Below are 18964 nucleotides of genomic sequence, written 5' to 3' on the forward strand. Positions count from 1 at the left end.
ATTATACACTTGTATGGATAAAACGACAAAATATTTTATATTGCTCTTATTTATACTCATGGGTATATCAGTCGGATATACTTTTTATAGTTCAGTAGTTAGAGAAAATTTTTCTATTATTGTAACGGAGGAATAAATATGAACGAAGTACTACTTTGCCCAGACGCAATACCAAACGTACTAGGAATGTTTGATTTTTCAATAGCACCTAGACTACTGTTTTATTCTTATATCCCTATTGTTTTTATAAGTCTCATAATGGGATTTTTAATATTCTTTAAAGATAAATTTTCCCTTAGAGGATCTTTGTTTTTAACTCTTACAATATCTTTCGCTTTTTGGGTGCTAAGCATCTTGTTCCAATGGACTGCAGCTGGAGCTGGATTGGTACACTTTTCATGGCAGATATTGGCATTGTTTGAGGTTCTAGTATATATATCTTCATTTTATTTCGTATATGTATATGTATACAAAAAAGATTTAGGTCCTTTCTTGAAAATATTTTTCTTTTTGTTCTTGATAGTAGTTTCCTTGCTTTTACCTTCCGAATATATGATGCGAGAATTTGATCTAATAAACTGCCAATCAGTACTTGGTCTGTTTTGGGGTGCGATTTATGTTTTTGAATTTGCACTTCTGCCAATAATTTTATTCTTGGGTATAAGTAAAAGTCACAAGATCCCAGACCCTATAGAACGTAAACAATCTATGATAATTACGATTGGAAACGTTCTGTTTCTAGCTATATTTGCACTATCAAACATAGTGGGGGAAATAACTCAACAATATGAGTTCAATCTTTTTGGTCCTATTGGAATGGTTTTGTTTTTAGGATTAGTTACATATTCAATGGTTCGCTATAAAGCATTTAATATGCGATTGATTGGAGTGCAGGTACTAGTGTTAGCACTAGTCGCTCTAGTATTCTCTCTATTGTTTATAAATAGCCTAGATGTTATCCATGTAATCATAGTTATAACCCTAGGATTGTTATCTATTGTGGGATATTTCTTGATTCGAGGTGTTATGCGTGAAATAAGACAAAAAGAAAGACTTACAGTGCTATCAAATAGTCTTTCTGAAGCAAATGAGAAGTTAAAAGATTTGGATAAACTGAAAACTGAGTTTCTATCACTTGCATCGCATCAACTTAGAAGCCCACTAACAGCTATTACTGGGTACACTTCTATGCTCCTAGATGGATCTTTCGGAGAAGTTCAACCTAAACAAAAAGAAGCTATTGATCGCGTCTTTGAATCAAGTAGGCACCTAACAAAGGTTGTTGAAGATTTGTTAAACGTTTCAAAAATCGAACAAGGTGGAATGAAATATGAGATGAAGCCTTTTGATTTCACCGAAGCCGTTAGTACACTTTCTGCTGATTTATCTGTGACGGCCGAGAAAAAAGGATTGAAGCTTAAATTCAGTACTGATAGTAGTAATAATTACTTTGTAAACGGAGATATGGAGAAAATCTGCCAAGTTATAATAAACCTAATAGACAATTCAATTAAATACACAGAAACTGGTGGTTCAATAGATGTATCCGTAACATATTCTCCTCTTGATCGAGTCCTGCTTTCTATAAAAGACACTGGTATGGGAATCGAACCGAGTATTGCAAAAACTTTGTTTCAGAAATTTAGTCGTGGAGAAGGCGGTAAGGTAAATACTGGTGGATCAGGGCTGGGACTTTACTTGGCAAAAGAAATTATTGATGCACACAAAGGCAAGATTTGGCTTGAATCAAAAGGAAAAGGAAAGGGAACAGAGTTTTATGTTGAGCTTTCCGCGCTAGATAGATAAGTAATTAAAAAATCCAGAACATTCAATATGTTCTGGATTTTTTAATTGTTCTTTCGAATCATCTGATCACCGTTGGGTAGGTCTTTTACTTCATAACCCAATTTCTCTATATCCTGACGCAGAGAATCTGACAAGACCCAATCTTTATCCTCACGAGCAAGATGTCTTTTAGAAGCAAGGTCTTCAACTTCTTTTGGTAGTTGTTGATTTTTATTTTTGCGAGATGTTTCTATAAGATCAAGGCCAAGCACTTTGTCGAATTCGGCAACAGTAGCCAGCTTTACAGAGTCTTCAATAGAATCATCTTTCAATAAATCCCAAAGTAGAGCAAGTGCTCTTGAAACTTCAAGATCGTTGTCTATGAAGTCATTGAAAGATTTTAAATAGTTTGAATCAGCACTCCCAGATTCTTCTCCTAGATTCTCTATGTGAACAAGAAGTCTATTGTATGCATTTTGTGATGCCTCTAGAGCTTCCCAAGTAAAATTTAGAGATGAACGATAGTGACTAGAGAAATAAAAATATCTTAGAGCCATAGGTGAGAATCTTTTTTCCACTATGTCATGTAGAGAATACGCATTGCCGAGACTTTTTCCCATCTTACCTCCATCAACTTGTAAAAATGCACCATGCATCCAGCATTTTACAAAAGGGGATTTGTCAGTTGCTCCTTCGGATTGAGCTATTTCATTTGGATGATGAGTACTCTTCAGGTCTTCTCCTCCTACGTGTATATCAAATTGCTCACCTAGGTATTTCATACTCATAGCAGAGCACTCTATGTGCCAACCAGGGAAGCCAGTACCCCAAGGAGACTCCCATTCCATGTCACGTTTTTCATCCTTTGGACTAAATTTCCATAGAGCAAAATCGCGAGGATTCTTTTTCTGTTGATTGAATTCCACGCGAGCACCCGCTTTAATTTTATCTAAGTTTGAAAGCTCTCCATATTTATAACCCTTGGCTTCAAAAGCGATAGTGTCAAAATATACACCGTCGTCTATGTTGTAAGTTAGCCCTTTTTCTTCTAATTTTTTTATCAAGTCTATTTGTTCAGAAATATGTTCTGTTGCTCGCGCAAAAGTATTTGGTGGAAGTAAATTTAAATCTTTATAAGAAGATAGAAAATCATCTATGTAAAATTGAGCTATCTCAAAAGCTCCTTTTCCTTCACGTTTTTTAGCCTTCTCCATTCTGTCTTCGCCCGTGTCCGCGTCTCCCAGGTTATCTCCAGTTAAGTGACCTACGTCTGTTAGATTCATAACGTAATTGACCTCTAAGCCATTGTATTTCAGGGCGCGATAGACAATATCACCCAAAATATAAGTCCTCCAGTTACCTATAGTTACATAGTCATATACTGTAGGACCGCATGTATAAAGCCCCACGATTTGGCTAGCGGGCTTGAATTCATCGATCTCTTTAGTAAGTGAATTATATAGTCTCATTGAGTCGATTATAGCCTGATTATGTAATCTGACCAAATACTATTGACTTTTTTGGCTCTTTAGCATAATATGGTCTTGTTATATGGCAACGAAAAAAGCAACAAAAAAATCAGTGTCAAAGAGCGAAGAATTCGCTGTTATTTCTACTGGTGGAAAACAATACAAAGTAAGTGCTGGGGATGTCCTAGTAATCGAAAAACTACCTGGTACATACAGTGCAGGGGATGAAATAGTATTCGACAAGGTATTACTTGTAGATAACGGTAAAGATACAACTATCGGAACTCCTCACATATCTGGAGCGAAAGTCACAGCAAGTTTTATTGAAAACGGACGACATCAGAAAGTCATAGTGATGAAATACAAACCAAAGAGTCGCTACAAGAAAACAAACGGCCACAGACAAGAATTCACAAAAGTTAAAATCACAGTTATAAAATAAAAATATCCCGCAATTGCGGGATATTTTTATTTTATAATCAATCCTAATGTCTGTTACCCAAAGCACTCTTCAGAGTCTCACTGTCCGCATATTCTGGCTCACTTCCAGTAGACAGTCCACGACCAAGTGAAGTTATTTTAATATTATTTTCATCAGTAAGATCTTTTAAAGTATTTCGAATATAAGAATCTGTATGCTCACCATCTGGAGTAGCCGGAAATGCCAATATAATCTCTTTTAAACCTTCTGAAGTCCTATCCTTTATAATCTTTATCAATTCACGCTCTCTGATATGACTTTGTACATTTTTTTCAACCGGTGGAACAAGACTACCCAGAATAAAGTATTTACCTTTATGAGCATGTGTACGTTTGAAGCTTTCACAATCAGAATCTTTTTCAACAACAAGCAGGGAAGTAGTATCCAAAGTTTTTTTTCTGCAAATATCACAAAAATCTTCTTCGTTTCTAGCGAAATGAATAAAACAAGATGGACAGGTGGATATATTGGAATTTAGATTTGAAAGTTCTTTTATAAGTTCTTTTTTGTATTCGTCTGGAGCATTCAGTAGAAAGTACACGAAACGCCTTGCTTGGCGAACACCAATACCAGGGAATCTTTTAAAAATATTTGCGAGATTGTCTATTGGATCCATGTTTGTTGATTATATCTTAAAACATATCAGCATCATCTGCTTGTCTTGGTTTTTGTGGTGGCTTGAATCCTCCAAGGTCTCCTTTTTCAATCGGTAAGTAAGAACCAGTCTTATCATCGAAATACAAATCTACTTTACCAGTAGGACCATTTCTGTGTTTTTCTATCAATATTTCTGCTAAGTTTGTTCTCTCAGATTGATCTTTGTACTTATCTTCTCGGTGAATAAACATAACCACGTCAGCATCTTGCTCGATAGAACCTGAGTCACGAAGGTCAGATAGTCTAGGCTTGCCTCCACGAGACTCAACCGCACGAGAAAGCTGTGATAGGGCAAGTACTGGCACATCCAAATCACGAGCCAAACCTTTTAGAGATCGTGATATTTCGGTAACTTGGTTAACCATAGAATCATAGTTTTTTGAAGTTGTCATAAGCTGTAGGTAGTCGATTATGATCAAACCTAAACCATGCTCACTCTTCAATCTTCTAGCTGTAGCACGCATTCTCATTATTGAGTTTCCAGCTTGATCATCGATATATATAGGAGCCTTAGAAAGCTTGTCTAGAGCATCTCGCAAGTTTGAAAATTCTGAGTCCGCAGATAGTTTTCCAGTTCGAAGATTCCAAGCATCTACTCTGGATTCAGAAGCGAGCATTCTGTCTACCAACTGTTGAGCACTCATCTCAAGAGAGAAGATTCCAACTGGTATGTTTTCTCTTGTTGCAGCCATACGAGCAATATCAAGCGCAAGCGCAGTTTTACCCATAGAAGGTCGAGCCGCCAAGATAATCAAGTCAGAATTTTGCAATCCGGAAAGCATAGTATCAAGATCTTTAAATCCTGTAGGAACTCCACGAAGACCACCTTTTGTTTCGTGTAATTTTTCAATACGTTCCCAAGCTGTAGAGAGCGTTTGTCTAATACTTACAAATTTTTGACCCTTTGGACTAGATGTAATACTGAAAATTCTTTTTTCAGCAGTGTCCATAATATCTTCAATCGTGTCATCTGATTCACTAAAACCTAAATCTGAAACATAATCAGCTGCATCTATTAATTCACGTAGTATATATTTTTTTGAAACTATAGATGCATAGTGCATCGCATTTGTAGCAGAAGGAACAGAAGCCACCAGCTCAGACAGGTAACTTGCACCTCCGATATTGTCCAACTCTTTTCTCTCAGATAGTAAGTTTGTTACTGAGACAAGGTCTATAGGTTGGTTTTTTGAAGCAAGATCAAGCATAGCTTGAAATATAAGCTTATGTCTTGTGCTATAAAAGGCATCTGAAGCCAATGTCTCGGCAATATCAATAATCGCTCCAGGTCTAACCATAAGAGACCCTAGAACAGCCTTTTCACTCTCCATACTTTGTGGAGGAACGCGGATTTTGTTGTCTTGCATCTTTGCCATTGGGCTTGATTGTACCACATGAATCTTTTTGCAAAATATAAAAAGTGCATTAAGTGGTTGGTATCATGTGGATTGAGCAATACTTCATTAAAAATGATATTTTTGCTAGAATTACCTTATGCAAAAACCAGAATCAATTGTCTTAACAGGAGATAGACCAACAGGCAGACTTCACTTGGGTCACCTAGTTGGATCACTACAAAAAAGAATAGAATTAGCAGAGAACGCGAAGCATTCTTTTTACATGATTGCTGATATTCAAGCACTTACCGACAATGCCGACAACCCAGATAAAGTTCGAAACAATGTACTCGAAGTTGCTCTAGACAATCTTGCGTGTGGACTAAAACCAGAAAAAACAATCATGTATATTCAATCTGAAATTCCTGAGATTGCTGAGTTAACAGTTTTGTTTATGAACCTAGTTACAGTAGCAAGACTAAAGCGAAATCCTACAGTAAAAGCAGAGATGCAGCAAAAAGGTTATGGTGAAGATGTACCCGCTGGTTTCTTGGCTTATCCGATATCCCAGGCTGCAGATATTTTAGTCATGAAGTCAAACTTAATCCCAGTTGGAGAAGACCAATATCCGGTTATCGAACAAGCAAACGAAATAGTCGATACATTCAATCGATTGTATGGAAAAGTTTTTGACCGGATAGAACATGTTAGTGGAGGCACTGCGCGACTAGTCGGCACAGATGGAAACGCAAAGATGTCTAAATCTCTTGGTAATTGTATTTTCTTAGCAGATAGTGATGAAGCTATAGAAGAAAAGGTTATGAGTATGTACACAGACCCGAGTCATATTCGCGTGGAAGATCCAGGAAAAGTAGAAGGCAATGTTGTTTTCACATATCTAGATATTTTTGATCCAAACAAAGACGAGGTAGCTGAACTAAAGAAACAATATGAAAAGGGAGGACTTGGAGACGTAGTACTTAAAAAAAGACTTGCAGAAGTATTGAAAGAAATAATTTCTCCAATTCGCGAAAGACGTGAACAGCTTGCAAAGAATCCAAAGATGATTATGGATTTACTCGAAGAGGGAACTAAAGAAGCTCGCAAGGTCGCAGCTGAAACTATGCGCGAAGTACGAAGTGCGCTTAAAATTGATTATTTCTAAGGTTGACTTTACATAAAAAACCTGATATAATATAGACAAATAAAAGATATTTTACAATATGAATATAAAAGAAAATAAAGAAAAAAAGTTGGCATTGAAAGATTATGCACACGGAATCAAACTCATCTGGCAGCAAATTACTGTGAACCACAAAAGGGAAGTGCGTACATTGGTAATTCTGTCTTTTTTTATTGCCATACTAGACGGTATTGTTCCACTTATCTCAGGACATTTTTTTGATGCGATAACAAATATATCTACTGATATTGGGAGTGTCTGGTTTGCGCTAATTCTACTATTAGTCGTAACTGCATTCTCAGCTATAGGTCAAAAAATTAAAGTAACAAAGAGTGATTGGGTGAATTATAAAATAATCACGACTTATCATTCTGATGTTGCCGCAAAGTTTGTAAAACTTCCTGTGTCATACCTAAAGAATCACCCAATGTCTGAAATGGTTCAAAAGACCATGACAGCGGGTAATAACCTGCAGTCAATGTTTAGTGATGTGATTATGGAACTTTTACCAGCATTCTTGGGGATCATCGTTGCGTTTGTTACAGTTTTACGATAAACACAAATATGTCTCTAGTGCTTTTGGCTGGAGTTTTAACATATGTGCTGATTGTTCTAAGAACAGTTGGAGACGGTGCAAAATTCCAAAGAGAAAATCAAAAGCAATGGGTGCATGCATGGAGGGCAAGGTCCGATGGGTTGAACAATATTGCGACAGTAAAACAATTTGCCGCAGAAGAGTACGAAACTGAAAAGAATCGACAAAACTACACAGTTAAAGTACTAGGTGCCCAAAGAAGACTTTGGGAGTTGTGGAGTAAAATTAATATATCTCAAAAAATAATAGTCTTAGCAACTCAAGCAGTTATATTAATCTTGTCTATAAAAATGCTTCAAGTGAACTCACTAACACCAGGTCAGGTTATTGCATTCAATGCATACGTAGGCATGGTATTTAATCCATTCTTGCGACTTGGAAATATGTGGCGCACTATTCAGAATTCAATTATAAATGTTTCTGATGCTCATGAAATACTTTCTATTGAACCAGAAAATTATAACGAACCCGGTGCAGTAAAAAAGCAGATTAACGGAGATGTAGAATTCAAGAGCGTTGCATTCTTTCATGATGAGCGCAAGCTTGTGCTCGATGACCTATCGTTCTCTGCACCATCGGGATCTGTAATTGCGTTCGTAGGTAAAACTGGCTCTGGTAAGACATCGCTTACAGAATTGATATATCGATTCCATGACCCAAAGACTGGCGAGATACTCGTGGATGGAATTCCAATAGACAAATATGATCTCACAAGCTTGCGGTCACAGATTGGAATTGTCCCACAGGAACCAGTACTTTTTGACACTACAATCCGCGAGAACATAATGTATCCTCGCAAAGATGTAAATCAAAAAGTATTGAACGACGCAGCGAAAAAAGCTGACCTGCTTGAGTTTATAAAAGACCAACCTGATGGATGGGAGACAATCGTTGGAGACAGAGGGGTAAAGCTTTCTGGCGGACAGAAACAGAGAATCGCGATTGCACGAGCACTTGTGGCCAATCCAAAAATTCTAATCTTGGATGAATCAACTTCAGCGCTCGATGCAGAGACTCAGAGAACAATTGAAAATTCCCTCAAAGAACTAATGAAAGGTAAAACTACCTTCATAGTTGCTCATAGACTTAGTGCTGTGCGCAATGCAGATAAAATCTGTGTATTGCACAAAGGTAAAATTGTCGAAGAGGGAACTCACGACGAACTGATACAGATTGCAAATGGACGTTACAAAAAGCTCTATGACCTGCAGTTCAAGGAAGAGGAAATCCTCATTGCTGAGCATGAGCTTGAAGATTAAAGTCCTTTAGATTTCGTTTCGAAAAGGATGGCCAGAACTCGAATTCGTAAGTACGGCACGGGTATGCCCGTTATAGCTTAGTGAAACCGTAAGATCTAATCTTGCGGTTTTTTATATTTGATGTTATAAATATTTCAAATATTGTAACGTATGAATAAGTCAAAAACTGAAATCGCTAAAAAAGTTGAACTAATTAAATCAATCGATTTCACTCAATTAAAAGAAAAACTTATGGACCCCAATGAAGGCAAAGGCTGGTCCAAAGACGAGTGTAATGACCTAGAATTGCTCTATAAAGATTTTCTCGTCCTCATGCTGAAGTATCCAGAAAAATCTATTGTGCCCACTACGATGATAGATGAATTCTGGCATGCGCACATCCTTGATACCAGAAAGTACCATGAGGACTGTAAATTGATTTATGGAGAATATCTGCATCATTTTCCGTACTTTGGACTAAGAGGTGAGAGTGACAAAAAGGATCTTGAGGATTCGTTTACAGCAACCAAAAAACTGTGGGTTAGCGAGTTTGGATATGAAGTGGACAATCCATTCATTAAAGTAAGCATCTATACTCACAAGAAGGTTACTAACGCGAATAGTTGTAGAAATTGCGTTAGTACATGTGCCGGCTCATGCACACGATAAATGAATTATATTTTTTAAAATACCCGCTTGCGGGTATTTATTTTTGGTAGTAGTATAAAGATATCCACTGATCCGCTGACAACGGGGAGGAAAACCAAGATTACAAGGTCATCTCGCTCGAAACGAGACTGACGAAGTAGGGTGGCACCGCGTTTCAAACATGAATCGCCCCTGCGAATTTACAAACTAATGTAAGTTCGAAGAGGCGATTTTTGTTTCCTCTAGAGCTCAAAAACATATGGTAAAAGCTATACATGTTTCTGAATTGAAAAATCATAGTGGTGAAGACGCAACCGTACAAGGTTTCGTTCATACACTTCGCGTGCAAAGTAAGATTATTTTCTTGATACTTCGTGATGTAACTGGAATCGCACAAACAGTTGTAGAGATCAAAGATCCTGAAGTATTTGAAATTGCAAAAAATCTCTCTCATGAATCTGTTGTTAGAATATCCGGCTTAGTAAAAGACGTACCTCAGGCTCCAGGTGGATTTGAAATTGGAGTCTCATCTATCGAAGTACTCTCAGTTGCAAACCCTGAACTACCGATTCCAATTATTGAAAGGGAAATGAGGAAACAGAAGCTCCAACACGTTTTGACTATCGATGGATAGACCTACGTAAGCCAGAAAAAACAAAAATATTTAAAGTTTGGACTGAGCTCGAAAAAGGTTTCAGAAAATATTGGGATGAAAATGGGTATACCCAGCTCTACTCACCATCTTTTATGTCTACACCGTCTGAAACTGGAGCAGAAGTTTTCGAGGTAAATTATTTTGACCGCAAGGCATACCTCGCACAATCTCCACAATTCTACAAACAAATGGGAATTGCATCTGGTTTTGAGCGCGTATTTATCGCAGGTCCAGTATTTAGAGCAGAAGAATCTTTCACAACTCGTCATATGACAGAGTTCACTGGCTGGGACTTCGAGATTGGTTTTATAGATTCACACCATGATGTTATGGACCAAGAAGAAGGAATGATTGTTTCTGGATTTGAAAATCTAAAAGCTAAATTCCCAGAGCTTGATATTACTGTTCCGAGTATACCTTTTCCAAGAATAAAAATGACTGAAGCAAAAGAAATCCTTTCCAAAGAAGGAATTGCAAGTTCTGAAGACCATGACCTATCACCAGAAGAAGAACGCGCAATATGTGAATATGTAAAAAAAGAACACAATCACGAATTCGTTTTCATAACTGATTACCACAAATCAAAATCTGCTTTCTACCACATGAGATTGGAAGAGGGATCTGACAGATCTCGTCGCGCAGACTTACTTTTCCGAGGTATCGAAATAACGACACTTGCACAACGTGAGCATCGTATAGACATACTTGAAGCTCAGGCAAAGGAGAAGGGAATGTCACTTGAAGCACTGTCTGACTATCTAAATTTCTTCCGCTACGGCTGTCCTCCACATGGAGGTGCTGGAATTGGCCCAGGACGTCTTATAATGAAGATCTTAGACCTTCCAAACGTCCGTGAGGCGACATATCTACCGAGAGACGTGAAGAGACTTAATCCGTAAAAGATAAAAGCACCCATTGCGGGTGCTTTTTTATTTAATTACCATTTATTGATAAATCATACTGATTTAGTATTAGTTCGCGCATATCATGACAGACACGATTAATACTTCCACTTGGGATTTTTCCAAGTATACAACAAGGATGCATTTCCAAGGTATCTAAAACTGATTCGTACCAGAAATTCTTCATTCGATCATCTCCAAACTGGTGATTGTCTGCAATAAGTCCTACAGGTATAGAATGCATGATTGCCCATGCAACTATCCCTAATCCTTGCGGGAAATTATCTGGATATCTAGGATCAAAATAATCGTATCGTCGTACATATAGATCTGTAATAATTCCATCAATATCCTCAAGTGGTTTTGTTTCAGGCTCTTCTACTACAGAATCCACGAGCTTGGTTTTTATCGCAAGTGCGCTTGAGCTTTCATCTTGAGTATACAATTCATTTATTTCAAGTCTTTTTACTATTTTTTCTTCAGGAATTAGTCTATTGCGAAATGAAAGATGATTTAGATTTGCGCCCACCATTTTTTCAAATTCTTCAATCGATTTTGCAATCAAATTACCCTCATCAAGAAGAAAGAATTTTCGCATGTATATATCATCTTCACTTAATTTCAAAGAAGAACTTAAACGAATTATTTTGAAGTTCGTACTTGTATTTGCTGACACTTTCATAGAATATTTTTTAAAACAATAACAAACAATCTTACTAATGTCAAATATAAAAAGCTTTTAATATCCATTTTTTTAGCTTACAATAGTTTTTATGGAAGAAATTACTAAAGCTGGATACACTATAAAAACCGAAGCTTTTTCAGGTCCATTTGATCTACTTCTAGAACTAATAGAGAACAAAAAACTCTTTGTAAATGAAATCTCGCTTGCTGAAATAACAGCTGATTATATTGAGCATGTGCGCAAAATGGAGTCTTTAGATCTAGGTCAGGCTACGCATTTTGCTGTGGTTGCAGCGACCCTTATCCTAATAAAATCAAAATCTCTATTACCAAATCTACCACTCACAAAAGAAGAAGAAACTTCAATCGATGACCTGGAACTTCGACTTAAACTTTACCAAGCTATAAAAGATATTGCTCCGTATATAAAAGAAAAATATGGAAAAGTTGTCCTACTGCCACTACCAGACAGACCTATCGGAACAGCACTTTTTAGCCCAGATAAAAATCTAAAAAAAGAAAGTATAGAATCTGCAATATTAAATGTTCTAGGATCTCTACCGGTAAAAGTCGATCTACCTGAGGTAACAGTAAAAACAATAGTAAGTATCGAAGAGATGATATCTTCACTTGAAGAGCGCATAACTAGCACTATGACACTCTCTTTTAAGGAGTTTAGTCGTTCAGACAGTTCCGAGGTAAAGGAAGTTAAAATTCATACAATAGTATCATTCTTGGCACTGCTCGAACTTGTGCGAACAGGGATTATTGATGTTATGCAAACAAACGCGTATGATGATATGACAATTAGTAAACGAATAGAAAATATATGAACATAGAACTTGATGCAAAAATTGAAGCCCTGCTTTTCTCAAAAGCAGAACCAGTAAGCATAAAAGAGCTTGCTCGTACTTTCAACGAAAGTGAAGTTAGTATCGGTGAAGCATTGGAAAAATTAAAACAAAAACTTTCTGACAGAGGAGTTAGATTAATTTCGCACGAGAACTTAGTAACACTATCTACTGCTCCAGAATGCGCTGTATTCTTAGATGAAATTAGGAGAGAAGAATTATCAAGAGAACTTTCCAAGGCAAGCTTAGAAACACTATCTATAATCCTCTATACAGACAAACCAACGCGCGGAGATATAGATTACATAAGAGGAGTGAACTCCAGTTTTATATTAAGAAACTTACTCGTTCGCGGAATAATAGAAAAAGATATTCATCCTGAAGATAGTCGCAAATTCATATATAAACCGACTCTAGACCTATTAAGATTCTTGGGAATAACCAACGTATCAGATCTAGAAAATTTTTCAGAGACAAAAGAAAAATTAAATGCATTTAGGTCTGCAAAGCCCGAAGAAAACACCAAAGAATAGACTAACAATGTATCCGAGTCGGCCAACAATTTTTTCTACACTGTTTTTAACATTCTGCCTTTTGGTAGTTTTTATATATCAAACAAAAATAAATGAAGCTCGAGAAACTGAAAGACAAATTTTAGAATCTCAATTGGAAAATTCTAAAAAAGAAATTTTCGAAAATCTAGAGCTGCAGGCGCAGGCATTTGTTATAAAAGATATTGATTCAGGTGAAATAATCTACGAATATGGGATGTACAGAAAAATGCCACTCGCTTCTCTAACAAAACTTATGACCGCATATGTATCACAAAAATATGCTCCTAGTAGTTTCAAAGTAGAAATAAATGAACAAGATCTAAAAGCAGTTGGAGATGCGAAGCTGTATCCTGGAGATACATGGAACTTAAATGATATTGTATCTTTTGCTATGGTAAATTCATCAAACGACGCAATAGAATCAATAGACAGAAATCTGTCAGCATATTTTGGTGGAAATAATAAATTTGTAGAAAAGATGAACGAAGAAGCTCTGCTTTTAGGTTTGTATAGTATGGAATTTTTTAATGCTACAGGCCTCGATGTAAACCAAAATACAAATGGGGGATATGGTTCTGTAAATGATGTAGCTAGTCTAACGATGCATGTTTTCAATGAATACCCGCATGTCTTGAAAGATACTATTTCCTCTAGAGCAAAATTTATATCTCTTTCAAACAAAGAGTATGAATCTATAAATACAAATACTTATATAGATTCATTATCGCCAATAATCGCATCAAAAACAGGCTATACGAACATAACTGGGGGCAATCTTGTCATTATAAAAGAAATACAGGGCAAAAAATTTGTATTTGTTGTAATGGGTTCAACTTATGAGGGCAGGTTTATAGATATGTCTATCTTAGCTAGAGCTGTAGAAGAATACCTACCCATAAAAACAGCCTACGATTTTAAAATTTAGCAAATAACTTATACAATTGTTATACTTCTAAATATGATAATAAATATAATCAAAATATTTATACCGACCACGATAGCATTCTTTTTAGGTATTGGTATGACCCCTTTTCTAATGCGACTGTTTATAAAAAACCGTCTCTGGAAAAGACATGCTCGAATAGATGAAACTATAAATGCCGATAAAATTTCGCCAACATTTACAGCCATACACAACACAAAAGAAGAGCTAGCTACACCAAGAGTCGGCGGTTCAATCATTTGGTTAGCGACACTAGGTACAGCATTGATAATATTCCTGATTTCTGTATTTATACCAAACGAAATAACTGAAAAACTAAACTTCATAAGTAGAAATCAAACACTACTTTTATTGTTCGCAATGCTTATAGCCAGCCTTGTTGGATTAACAGATGATCTGCTTACAATTTTTGCAAAACCAGGAACTTTTGCAAATGGATTTCCTAGAGGATACATGATTTCAATCGTCCTATCTATAGGGCTTATTGGCGGCTTGTGGTTTTACTACAAACTTGGAATATCTAGCATGGCAATACCTGTATTTGGAATACTTCCGCTTGGTATGCTGTTCATACCAGTTTTTATGGCAGTAATATTTGCAGTTTTTTCAAGTGGTGTAATAGACGGAATAGATGGACTAGCAGGAGGCGTGATGGCTATTATATTTGGAGCATATTCAACAATTGCTCTTTTGCAGAATCAAATTGATATAGCAGTATTTTGCGCTGTTGTGACTGGAGCAATATTATCTTTCTTGTGGTTCAATATTCCACCAGCAAGATTTTATATGGGAGAAACCGGCATGCTCGGACTTACTGTCACATTAACTATAGTAGCTTTCCTTACAGATACAGTTCTACTTCTACCAGTAGTTGCTTTTCCTCTTTTTGCTACAGCCCTATCTTCTGCAATACAAATATTTTCAAAAAAGTATTTCAATAAAAAAGTATTTAAAGTTGCACCTCTGCACCATCACTTTGAAGCACTAGGTTGGTCAAGGGCGAAAATTACAATGCGGTATTGGGTTATATCTATAATATTTGCGATTATTGGAATAGTTCTATCTCTATTATAAAAATGTCCAAGACCAGCAAGAATTCAATAGACAAAGTCTTCCTTGGTATTGTGGTGGCGCTAGTTATCTTTGGACTAATATCATTTGTATCTGCATCTCTAGGAATACTCGCAAAAAATGAAGAAAAATTTTATGGCGTCTTATTCAACCAATTAGTACTGGGGTTACTAGGTGGTTCAATAGCTCTATTAATCTGCATGAAATACAAATATGATTTTTGGAGGAATAATTCTTTTATAATATTTTTAGGATCTATTGTATTAACTCTATTAGTATTCGTACCAGGACTTGGTCTTAGTCACGGCGGAGCAAGACGCTGGATATCTATTTTTGGATTCTCACTTCAGCCAGTAGAATTTTTAAAAATTGGTTTTGTTATATATTTTGCTGCTTATTTGTCATGGATAAAAAGCAAGGTCTCAGATTACAAATTTAGTATCTTACCACTAATACTAATGATCGGGGTTATTGCGTCTGTACTACTTGCTCAACCAGATACAAAAAGTCTGATGCTGATTATCGCAGTTGGAGCTTCTATGCTCTTCGTCTCCGGTATACCTATAAAATACATAGTTTTCTTGATTTCTATCGCTGCTGCCGGCCTCATAGCACTAGCAATGTTTACTCCTTATCTGACAGAGCGTATAGAAACTTTTCTAGACCCAAGTAGTGATCCTAGTAATTCATCTTACCAACTCCAGCAATCACTTATCGCCATAGGGTCAGGTGGGGTTTTTGGAAGAGGTCTTGGGCAAAGTATCCAGAAGTTTAGCTACCTACCAGAACCACAAGGAGATTCCATATTCGCCGTGATTGGTGAAGAGTTCGGTTTTGTTGGCTCTGTCTTATTGTTAGTTTTATATGTGGCTTTTGTGATGAGGGGTTTACATCTTGCATACAGAGCACCCGATTCGTTCAGTAGACTTTTTATAGTTGGAATTGTTATACTTTTTGGAGCGCAATCCTTACTAAACATAGCGTCTATAGTTGGACTCTTTCCGCTAACCGGAGTTCCGCTTGTTTTTATTAGTCACGGAGGAACATCTTTACTTATTTCATTGGCTGCGATTGGTATAATACTTAATATGTCAAAATACCAACGCAAAATTAATTAATTATGAGAATACTTTTTACAGGAGGAGGAACCGGCGGGCATTTTTACCCAATCATTGCTATTGCTGAAGCATTGAACAAGATAGTCGACGAGGAAAAGATTTTAAAATCGGAACTTTACTATATGTCTACCGAGCCATATGACAAGCAGGCACTTTTTGAAAATAATATAAAGTTTGTACAAGTAAACGCAGGTAAGCTTCGGATATACCCATCTATAAAAAACATAACTGATATGTTTAAAACAGCGACTGGATGCATGGAAGCAATATTTAAAATATTTGCTCTATATCCTGATGTTGTATTTGGTAAAGGTGGCTTTGCGAGCTTCCCAGCACTTTTTGCAGCAAAGATTCTACGTATACCTGTAGTTATCCATGAATCAGACTCTGCCCCGGGTAGAGTAAACAAATGGGCAAGTAAATTTGCAAAAAGAATAGCAATATCTTTCCCAGAAGCAATAGACTCTTTCCCAAAAAATAAAACAGCTTGGACAGGACAGCCTGTGCGTAGAGATATTGCACGAGGAGTAAAAGAAGGAGCTCATGAATACTTTGGGTTTGATCAAAACATTCCAGTGATCCTAATTTTAGGTGGATCTCAAGGTGCTCAAAAAATAAACAACGCTCTTATAGACGCACTTCCTGCTCTTCTTCCAAATTTCCAAATAATTCATCAAGTTGGTCCTAAAAATCTTGAAGACATAACACAAACCGCAAACGTAATAATTGCAAACAATGAATTCAAAAAAAGATACAAACCTATTGGTTTTTTAAATCCATTGGGAATAAAAATGGCAGCTGGTGCTGCAAATATAGTAGTATCTCGTGCTGGTTCAACCATATTTGAAATAGCAGGCTGGGGAGTTCCAGCTATAATAATTCCTTTTGATAAATCAAACGGAGATCATTCACGTAAAAATGCGTATACATACGCAAGAAGTGGCGCAGGAGAGGTGATAGAGGAAACAAATCTTTCCCCAAACCTTCTAGTTGCAGAAATCGAAAAATTGGTAGGGGATAGTGTGAAAATAGAAGCAATGAAAAAAGCCGCGCTTTCTTTTGCGCGACCAGATGCTGCAAATACTATTGCAAGAGAAATTATAAATATCGCACTCAAGCACGAACAATAAAAAAAGCGCCGATCTAAAAAGAGATCGACGCAAACGAGGTCTGATCACACCCCTGGATACCTCCACTGTCAGCTCATTAGGCCACAGCAACCGGGAGGGTCGTTGCTATGCCTGTACTCTCTAATCCGTAATTAGGATATTAACATATTAATATTCTAAAGTCAAGTATCCTCAAAAAAGCCTTTATTTGCTATACTTTTTCTATGCCTGAATCAAAAAAAGTTGTAACTCGTTTTGCACCAAGCCCAACAGGCTATATGCATATAGGTGGTGTGCGCACTGCGCTTTTTGCGTGGGCATTTGCACGTAAAAATAAAGGAACTTTTATACTTAGAATAGAAGATACTGACAAAGCCCGTGAAGTAGAAGGTTCTATTGAACATATAATAAAATCTTTAAAGTGGCTCGGTATTGAGTGGGATGAAGGAGTCGATATAGGCGGACCAAATGCACCATATCTTCAATCAAAAAGATTGGACTCTTATAAAAAATACGCAAACATTTTAATCGAAAAAGGTCTTGCTTACGCAGACCCATATACAGAAGCAGAAGTTGAAGAATTTAGAAAAAAATCCGAAGCAGATAAAAAACCTTTTTTGTTCAGAGATTACAGACCAGAAAATCCTCCAGCTTGGGATGGAACAAAACCTCTTCGGTTAAAAGTATCTGAAATAAAATCTTATAAATGGAACGATCTAGTTCGAGGAGAACTTTCTGCTGGACCGGAAGCTTTAGATGACATAATTCTAATTAAAAGCGATGGATATCCTACTTACAATTTTGCACATATAATCGACGATCTAGAAATGGGAGTAACACATATCATGAGAGCCGATGAATTCATATCTTCAACTCCAAAGTTTTTGTCTATATACGAAGCACTTGGTATTGAAAGACCTGAATTTGCGACCCTTCCGCCTATTATGGCTCCTGATGGAAAAAAGAAGCTCGGCAAGCGCGACGGTGCAAAAGATATATTGGAATACAAAGACGAAGGATATTTACCCGAAGCCATGATAAATTTTTTGGCTTTTATTGGATGGAACCCAGGAGACGAAAGAGAAATTCTTAGCCCTTCTGAGTTTATAGAATCTTTTGATATTACAAAGGTCCAAAAATCTGGAGGTGGTTTTAATACAGAGAAACTAAATTGGATAAATCGTGAACATATGAAAAGTCTTACAGAGTCTGAATTTTTAATTAAATTAGATGAACACATACCGCAAGATTTTAAAAACAAGATAGGGGATAAAATAAATAAACTAGTACCACTAATCAAAGAAAGGATAGAGAAATTTTCTGATATAAAAAATATGATAGAGATAGGGGACTTAGATTATTTTTCTGATAGACCAAAATACGATGCGACTAAATTGATATTTAAATATTCCACAAAAGAAGCTATTGTTGAAAATCTAAAACATGGATATGAATTGATAGATGGAATAAAAGATACTGAATTTACACAAGATTCTATAAAAGAAACTCTTATGAATAATCTAGATAAAGATAAGCGTGGTCCGACACTTCATCCTATTCGTATAGCACTATCCGGACTAGATAAATCACCAGATCCTTTTGTTATTTCATCTATATTGGGCAAATCAGAGACATTGGAAAGAATCAAAATTGCTATGGAACTCCTCGCGGGTTAAGATATAGT

Annotated in this window: 19 protein-coding genes; 15 read left to right on the top strand and 4 right to left on the bottom strand. The window is 36.5% G+C overall.

All coding sequences use genetic code 11. From position 1 onward, the window contains the following. Positions 1 to 138: 138 nt before the first annotated feature. Entirely contained in the window at positions 139 to 1806 is a 1668-nt protein-coding gene (locus IPJ63_03570; protein ID QQR76549.1) for a hypothetical protein, read from the top strand. Positions 1807 to 1847: 41 nt separating this feature from the next. Here the strand turns inward: IPJ63_03570 and IPJ63_03575 are convergent, their stop codons facing one another. Further along, on the bottom strand, positions 1848 to 3254 hold the full coding sequence (locus IPJ63_03575; protein QQR76550.1) for a cysteine--tRNA ligase: 1407 nt from the start codon (positions 3252 to 3254) through the stop codon (positions 1848 to 1850). An 82-nt stretch (positions 3255 to 3336) separates the two neighbouring features. Here IPJ63_03575 and rplU point away from each other — a divergent pair, with 82 nt between their 5' ends. After that, positions 3337 to 3696 carry a 50S ribosomal protein L21 gene (gene rplU, locus IPJ63_03580; GenBank protein QQR76551.1) on the top strand — a complete coding sequence of 120 codons (360 nt, stop codon included), beginning with the start codon at positions 3337 to 3339 and terminating at the stop codon, positions 3694 to 3696. 43 nt (positions 3697 to 3739) lie between these two features. On the opposite strand, the gene recR is transcribed toward rplU, so the two are convergent. After that, positions 3740 to 4351: a recombination protein RecR gene (gene recR / locus IPJ63_03585; GenBank protein QQR76552.1), complete on the bottom strand. Its 612-nt coding sequence runs from the start codon at positions 4349 to 4351 to the stop codon at positions 3740 to 3742. A gap of 16 nt (positions 4352 to 4367) precedes the next feature. After that, the gene (gene dnaB / locus IPJ63_03590) at positions 4368 to 5759 is read right to left on the bottom strand and encodes a replicative DNA helicase (protein ID QQR77024.1); all 1392 of its coding nucleotides are present in this window, start codon (positions 5757 to 5759) and stop codon (positions 4368 to 4370) included. A gap of 127 nt (positions 5760 to 5886) precedes the next feature. On the opposite strand from dnaB, the gene trpS reads away from it, so the two are divergent. The 6 genes from trpS to aspS all read left to right on the top strand — a co-directional run bounded on the left by trpS (position 5887) and on the right by aspS (position 10947). Next, entirely contained in the window at positions 5887 to 6894 is a 1008-nt protein-coding gene (trpS, locus tag IPJ63_03595) for a tryptophan--tRNA ligase (protein QQR76553.1), read from the top strand. 58 nt (positions 6895 to 6952) lie between these two features. Beyond that, entirely contained in the window at positions 6953 to 7468 is a 516-nt protein-coding gene (locus IPJ63_03600; GenBank protein ID QQR76554.1) for an ABC transporter ATP-binding protein, read from the top strand. Between the two features lie 8 nt (positions 7469 to 7476). Beyond that, a complete protein-coding gene (locus IPJ63_03605; GenBank protein ID QQR76555.1) occupies positions 7477 to 8766 on the top strand; it encodes an ABC transporter ATP-binding protein in 1290 nt (429 codons plus the stop codon). 150 nt (positions 8767 to 8916) lie between these two features. Further along, positions 8917 to 9414: a hypothetical protein gene (locus tag IPJ63_03610; GenBank protein QQR76556.1), complete on the top strand. Its 498-nt coding sequence runs from the start codon at positions 8917 to 8919 to the stop codon at positions 9412 to 9414. A 238-nt stretch (positions 9415 to 9652) separates the two neighbouring features. After that, on the top strand, positions 9653 to 10027 hold the full coding sequence (locus IPJ63_03615) for a hypothetical protein (protein QQR76557.1): 375 nt from the start codon (positions 9653 to 9655) through the stop codon (positions 10025 to 10027). After that, positions 10024 to 10947 (top strand): aspartate--tRNA(Asn) ligase, encoded by a 924-nt coding sequence (gene aspS, locus IPJ63_03620; protein QQR77025.1) that lies wholly within the window; start codon positions 10024 to 10026, stop codon positions 10945 to 10947. Before IPJ63_03615 ends, aspS begins: the two co-directional genes overlap by 4 nt. Positions 10948 to 10981: 34 nt before the next feature. On the opposite strand, the gene IPJ63_03625 is transcribed toward aspS, so the two are convergent. Further along, positions 10982 to 11632: a hypothetical protein gene (locus IPJ63_03625; GenBank protein ID QQR76558.1), complete on the bottom strand. Its 651-nt coding sequence runs from the start codon at positions 11630 to 11632 to the stop codon at positions 10982 to 10984. 91 nt (positions 11633 to 11723) lie between these two features. Here IPJ63_03625 and IPJ63_03630 point away from each other — a divergent pair, with 91 nt between their 5' ends. The 7 genes from IPJ63_03630 to IPJ63_03660 all read left to right on the top strand — a co-directional run bounded on the left by IPJ63_03630 (position 11724) and on the right by IPJ63_03660 (position 18956). Further along, positions 11724 to 12467, top strand: coding sequence for a segregation/condensation protein A (locus IPJ63_03630; GenBank protein QQR76559.1), 744 nt, complete (start codon positions 11724 to 11726; stop codon positions 12465 to 12467). After that, positions 12464 to 13018, top strand: a complete 555-nt coding sequence (locus IPJ63_03635) for an SMC-Scp complex subunit ScpB (protein ID QQR76560.1) — start codon at positions 12464 to 12466, stop codon at positions 13016 to 13018. Before IPJ63_03630 ends, IPJ63_03635 begins: the two co-directional genes overlap by 4 nt. Before the next feature lie 61 nt (positions 13019 to 13079). Then, the gene (locus IPJ63_03640; protein QQR76561.1) at positions 13080 to 13964 is read left to right on the top strand and encodes a D-alanyl-D-alanine carboxypeptidase; all 885 of its coding nucleotides are present in this window, start codon (positions 13080 to 13082) and stop codon (positions 13962 to 13964) included. A 33-nt stretch (positions 13965 to 13997) separates the two neighbouring features. Then, entirely contained in the window at positions 13998 to 15056 is a 1059-nt protein-coding gene (locus tag IPJ63_03645; protein QQR76562.1) for a hypothetical protein, read from the top strand. A gap of 2 nt (positions 15057 to 15058) precedes the next feature. Next, a complete protein-coding gene (ftsW, locus tag IPJ63_03650; protein ID QQR76563.1) occupies positions 15059 to 16171 on the top strand; it encodes a putative lipid II flippase FtsW in 1113 nt (370 codons plus the stop codon). 2 nt (positions 16172 to 16173) lie between these two features. Next, a complete protein-coding gene (locus IPJ63_03655; GenBank protein ID QQR76564.1) occupies positions 16174 to 17301 on the top strand; it encodes a UDP-N-acetylglucosamine--N-acetylmuramyl-(pentapeptide) pyrophosphoryl-undecaprenol N-acetylglucosamine transferase in 1128 nt (375 codons plus the stop codon). Between the two features lie 203 nt (positions 17302 to 17504). Beyond that, positions 17505 to 18956 (top strand): glutamate--tRNA ligase, encoded by a 1452-nt coding sequence (locus tag IPJ63_03660; protein ID QQR76565.1) that lies wholly within the window; start codon positions 17505 to 17507, stop codon positions 18954 to 18956. Positions 18957 to 18964: the final 8 nt, after the last annotated feature.

The sequence above is a fragment of the Candidatus Nomurabacteria bacterium genome (assembly GCA_016699365.1).
In the GTDB taxonomy this organism is placed as follows: Bacteria; Patescibacteriota; Minisyncoccia; order Phycocordibacterales; family UBA9973; genus CAZLWF01.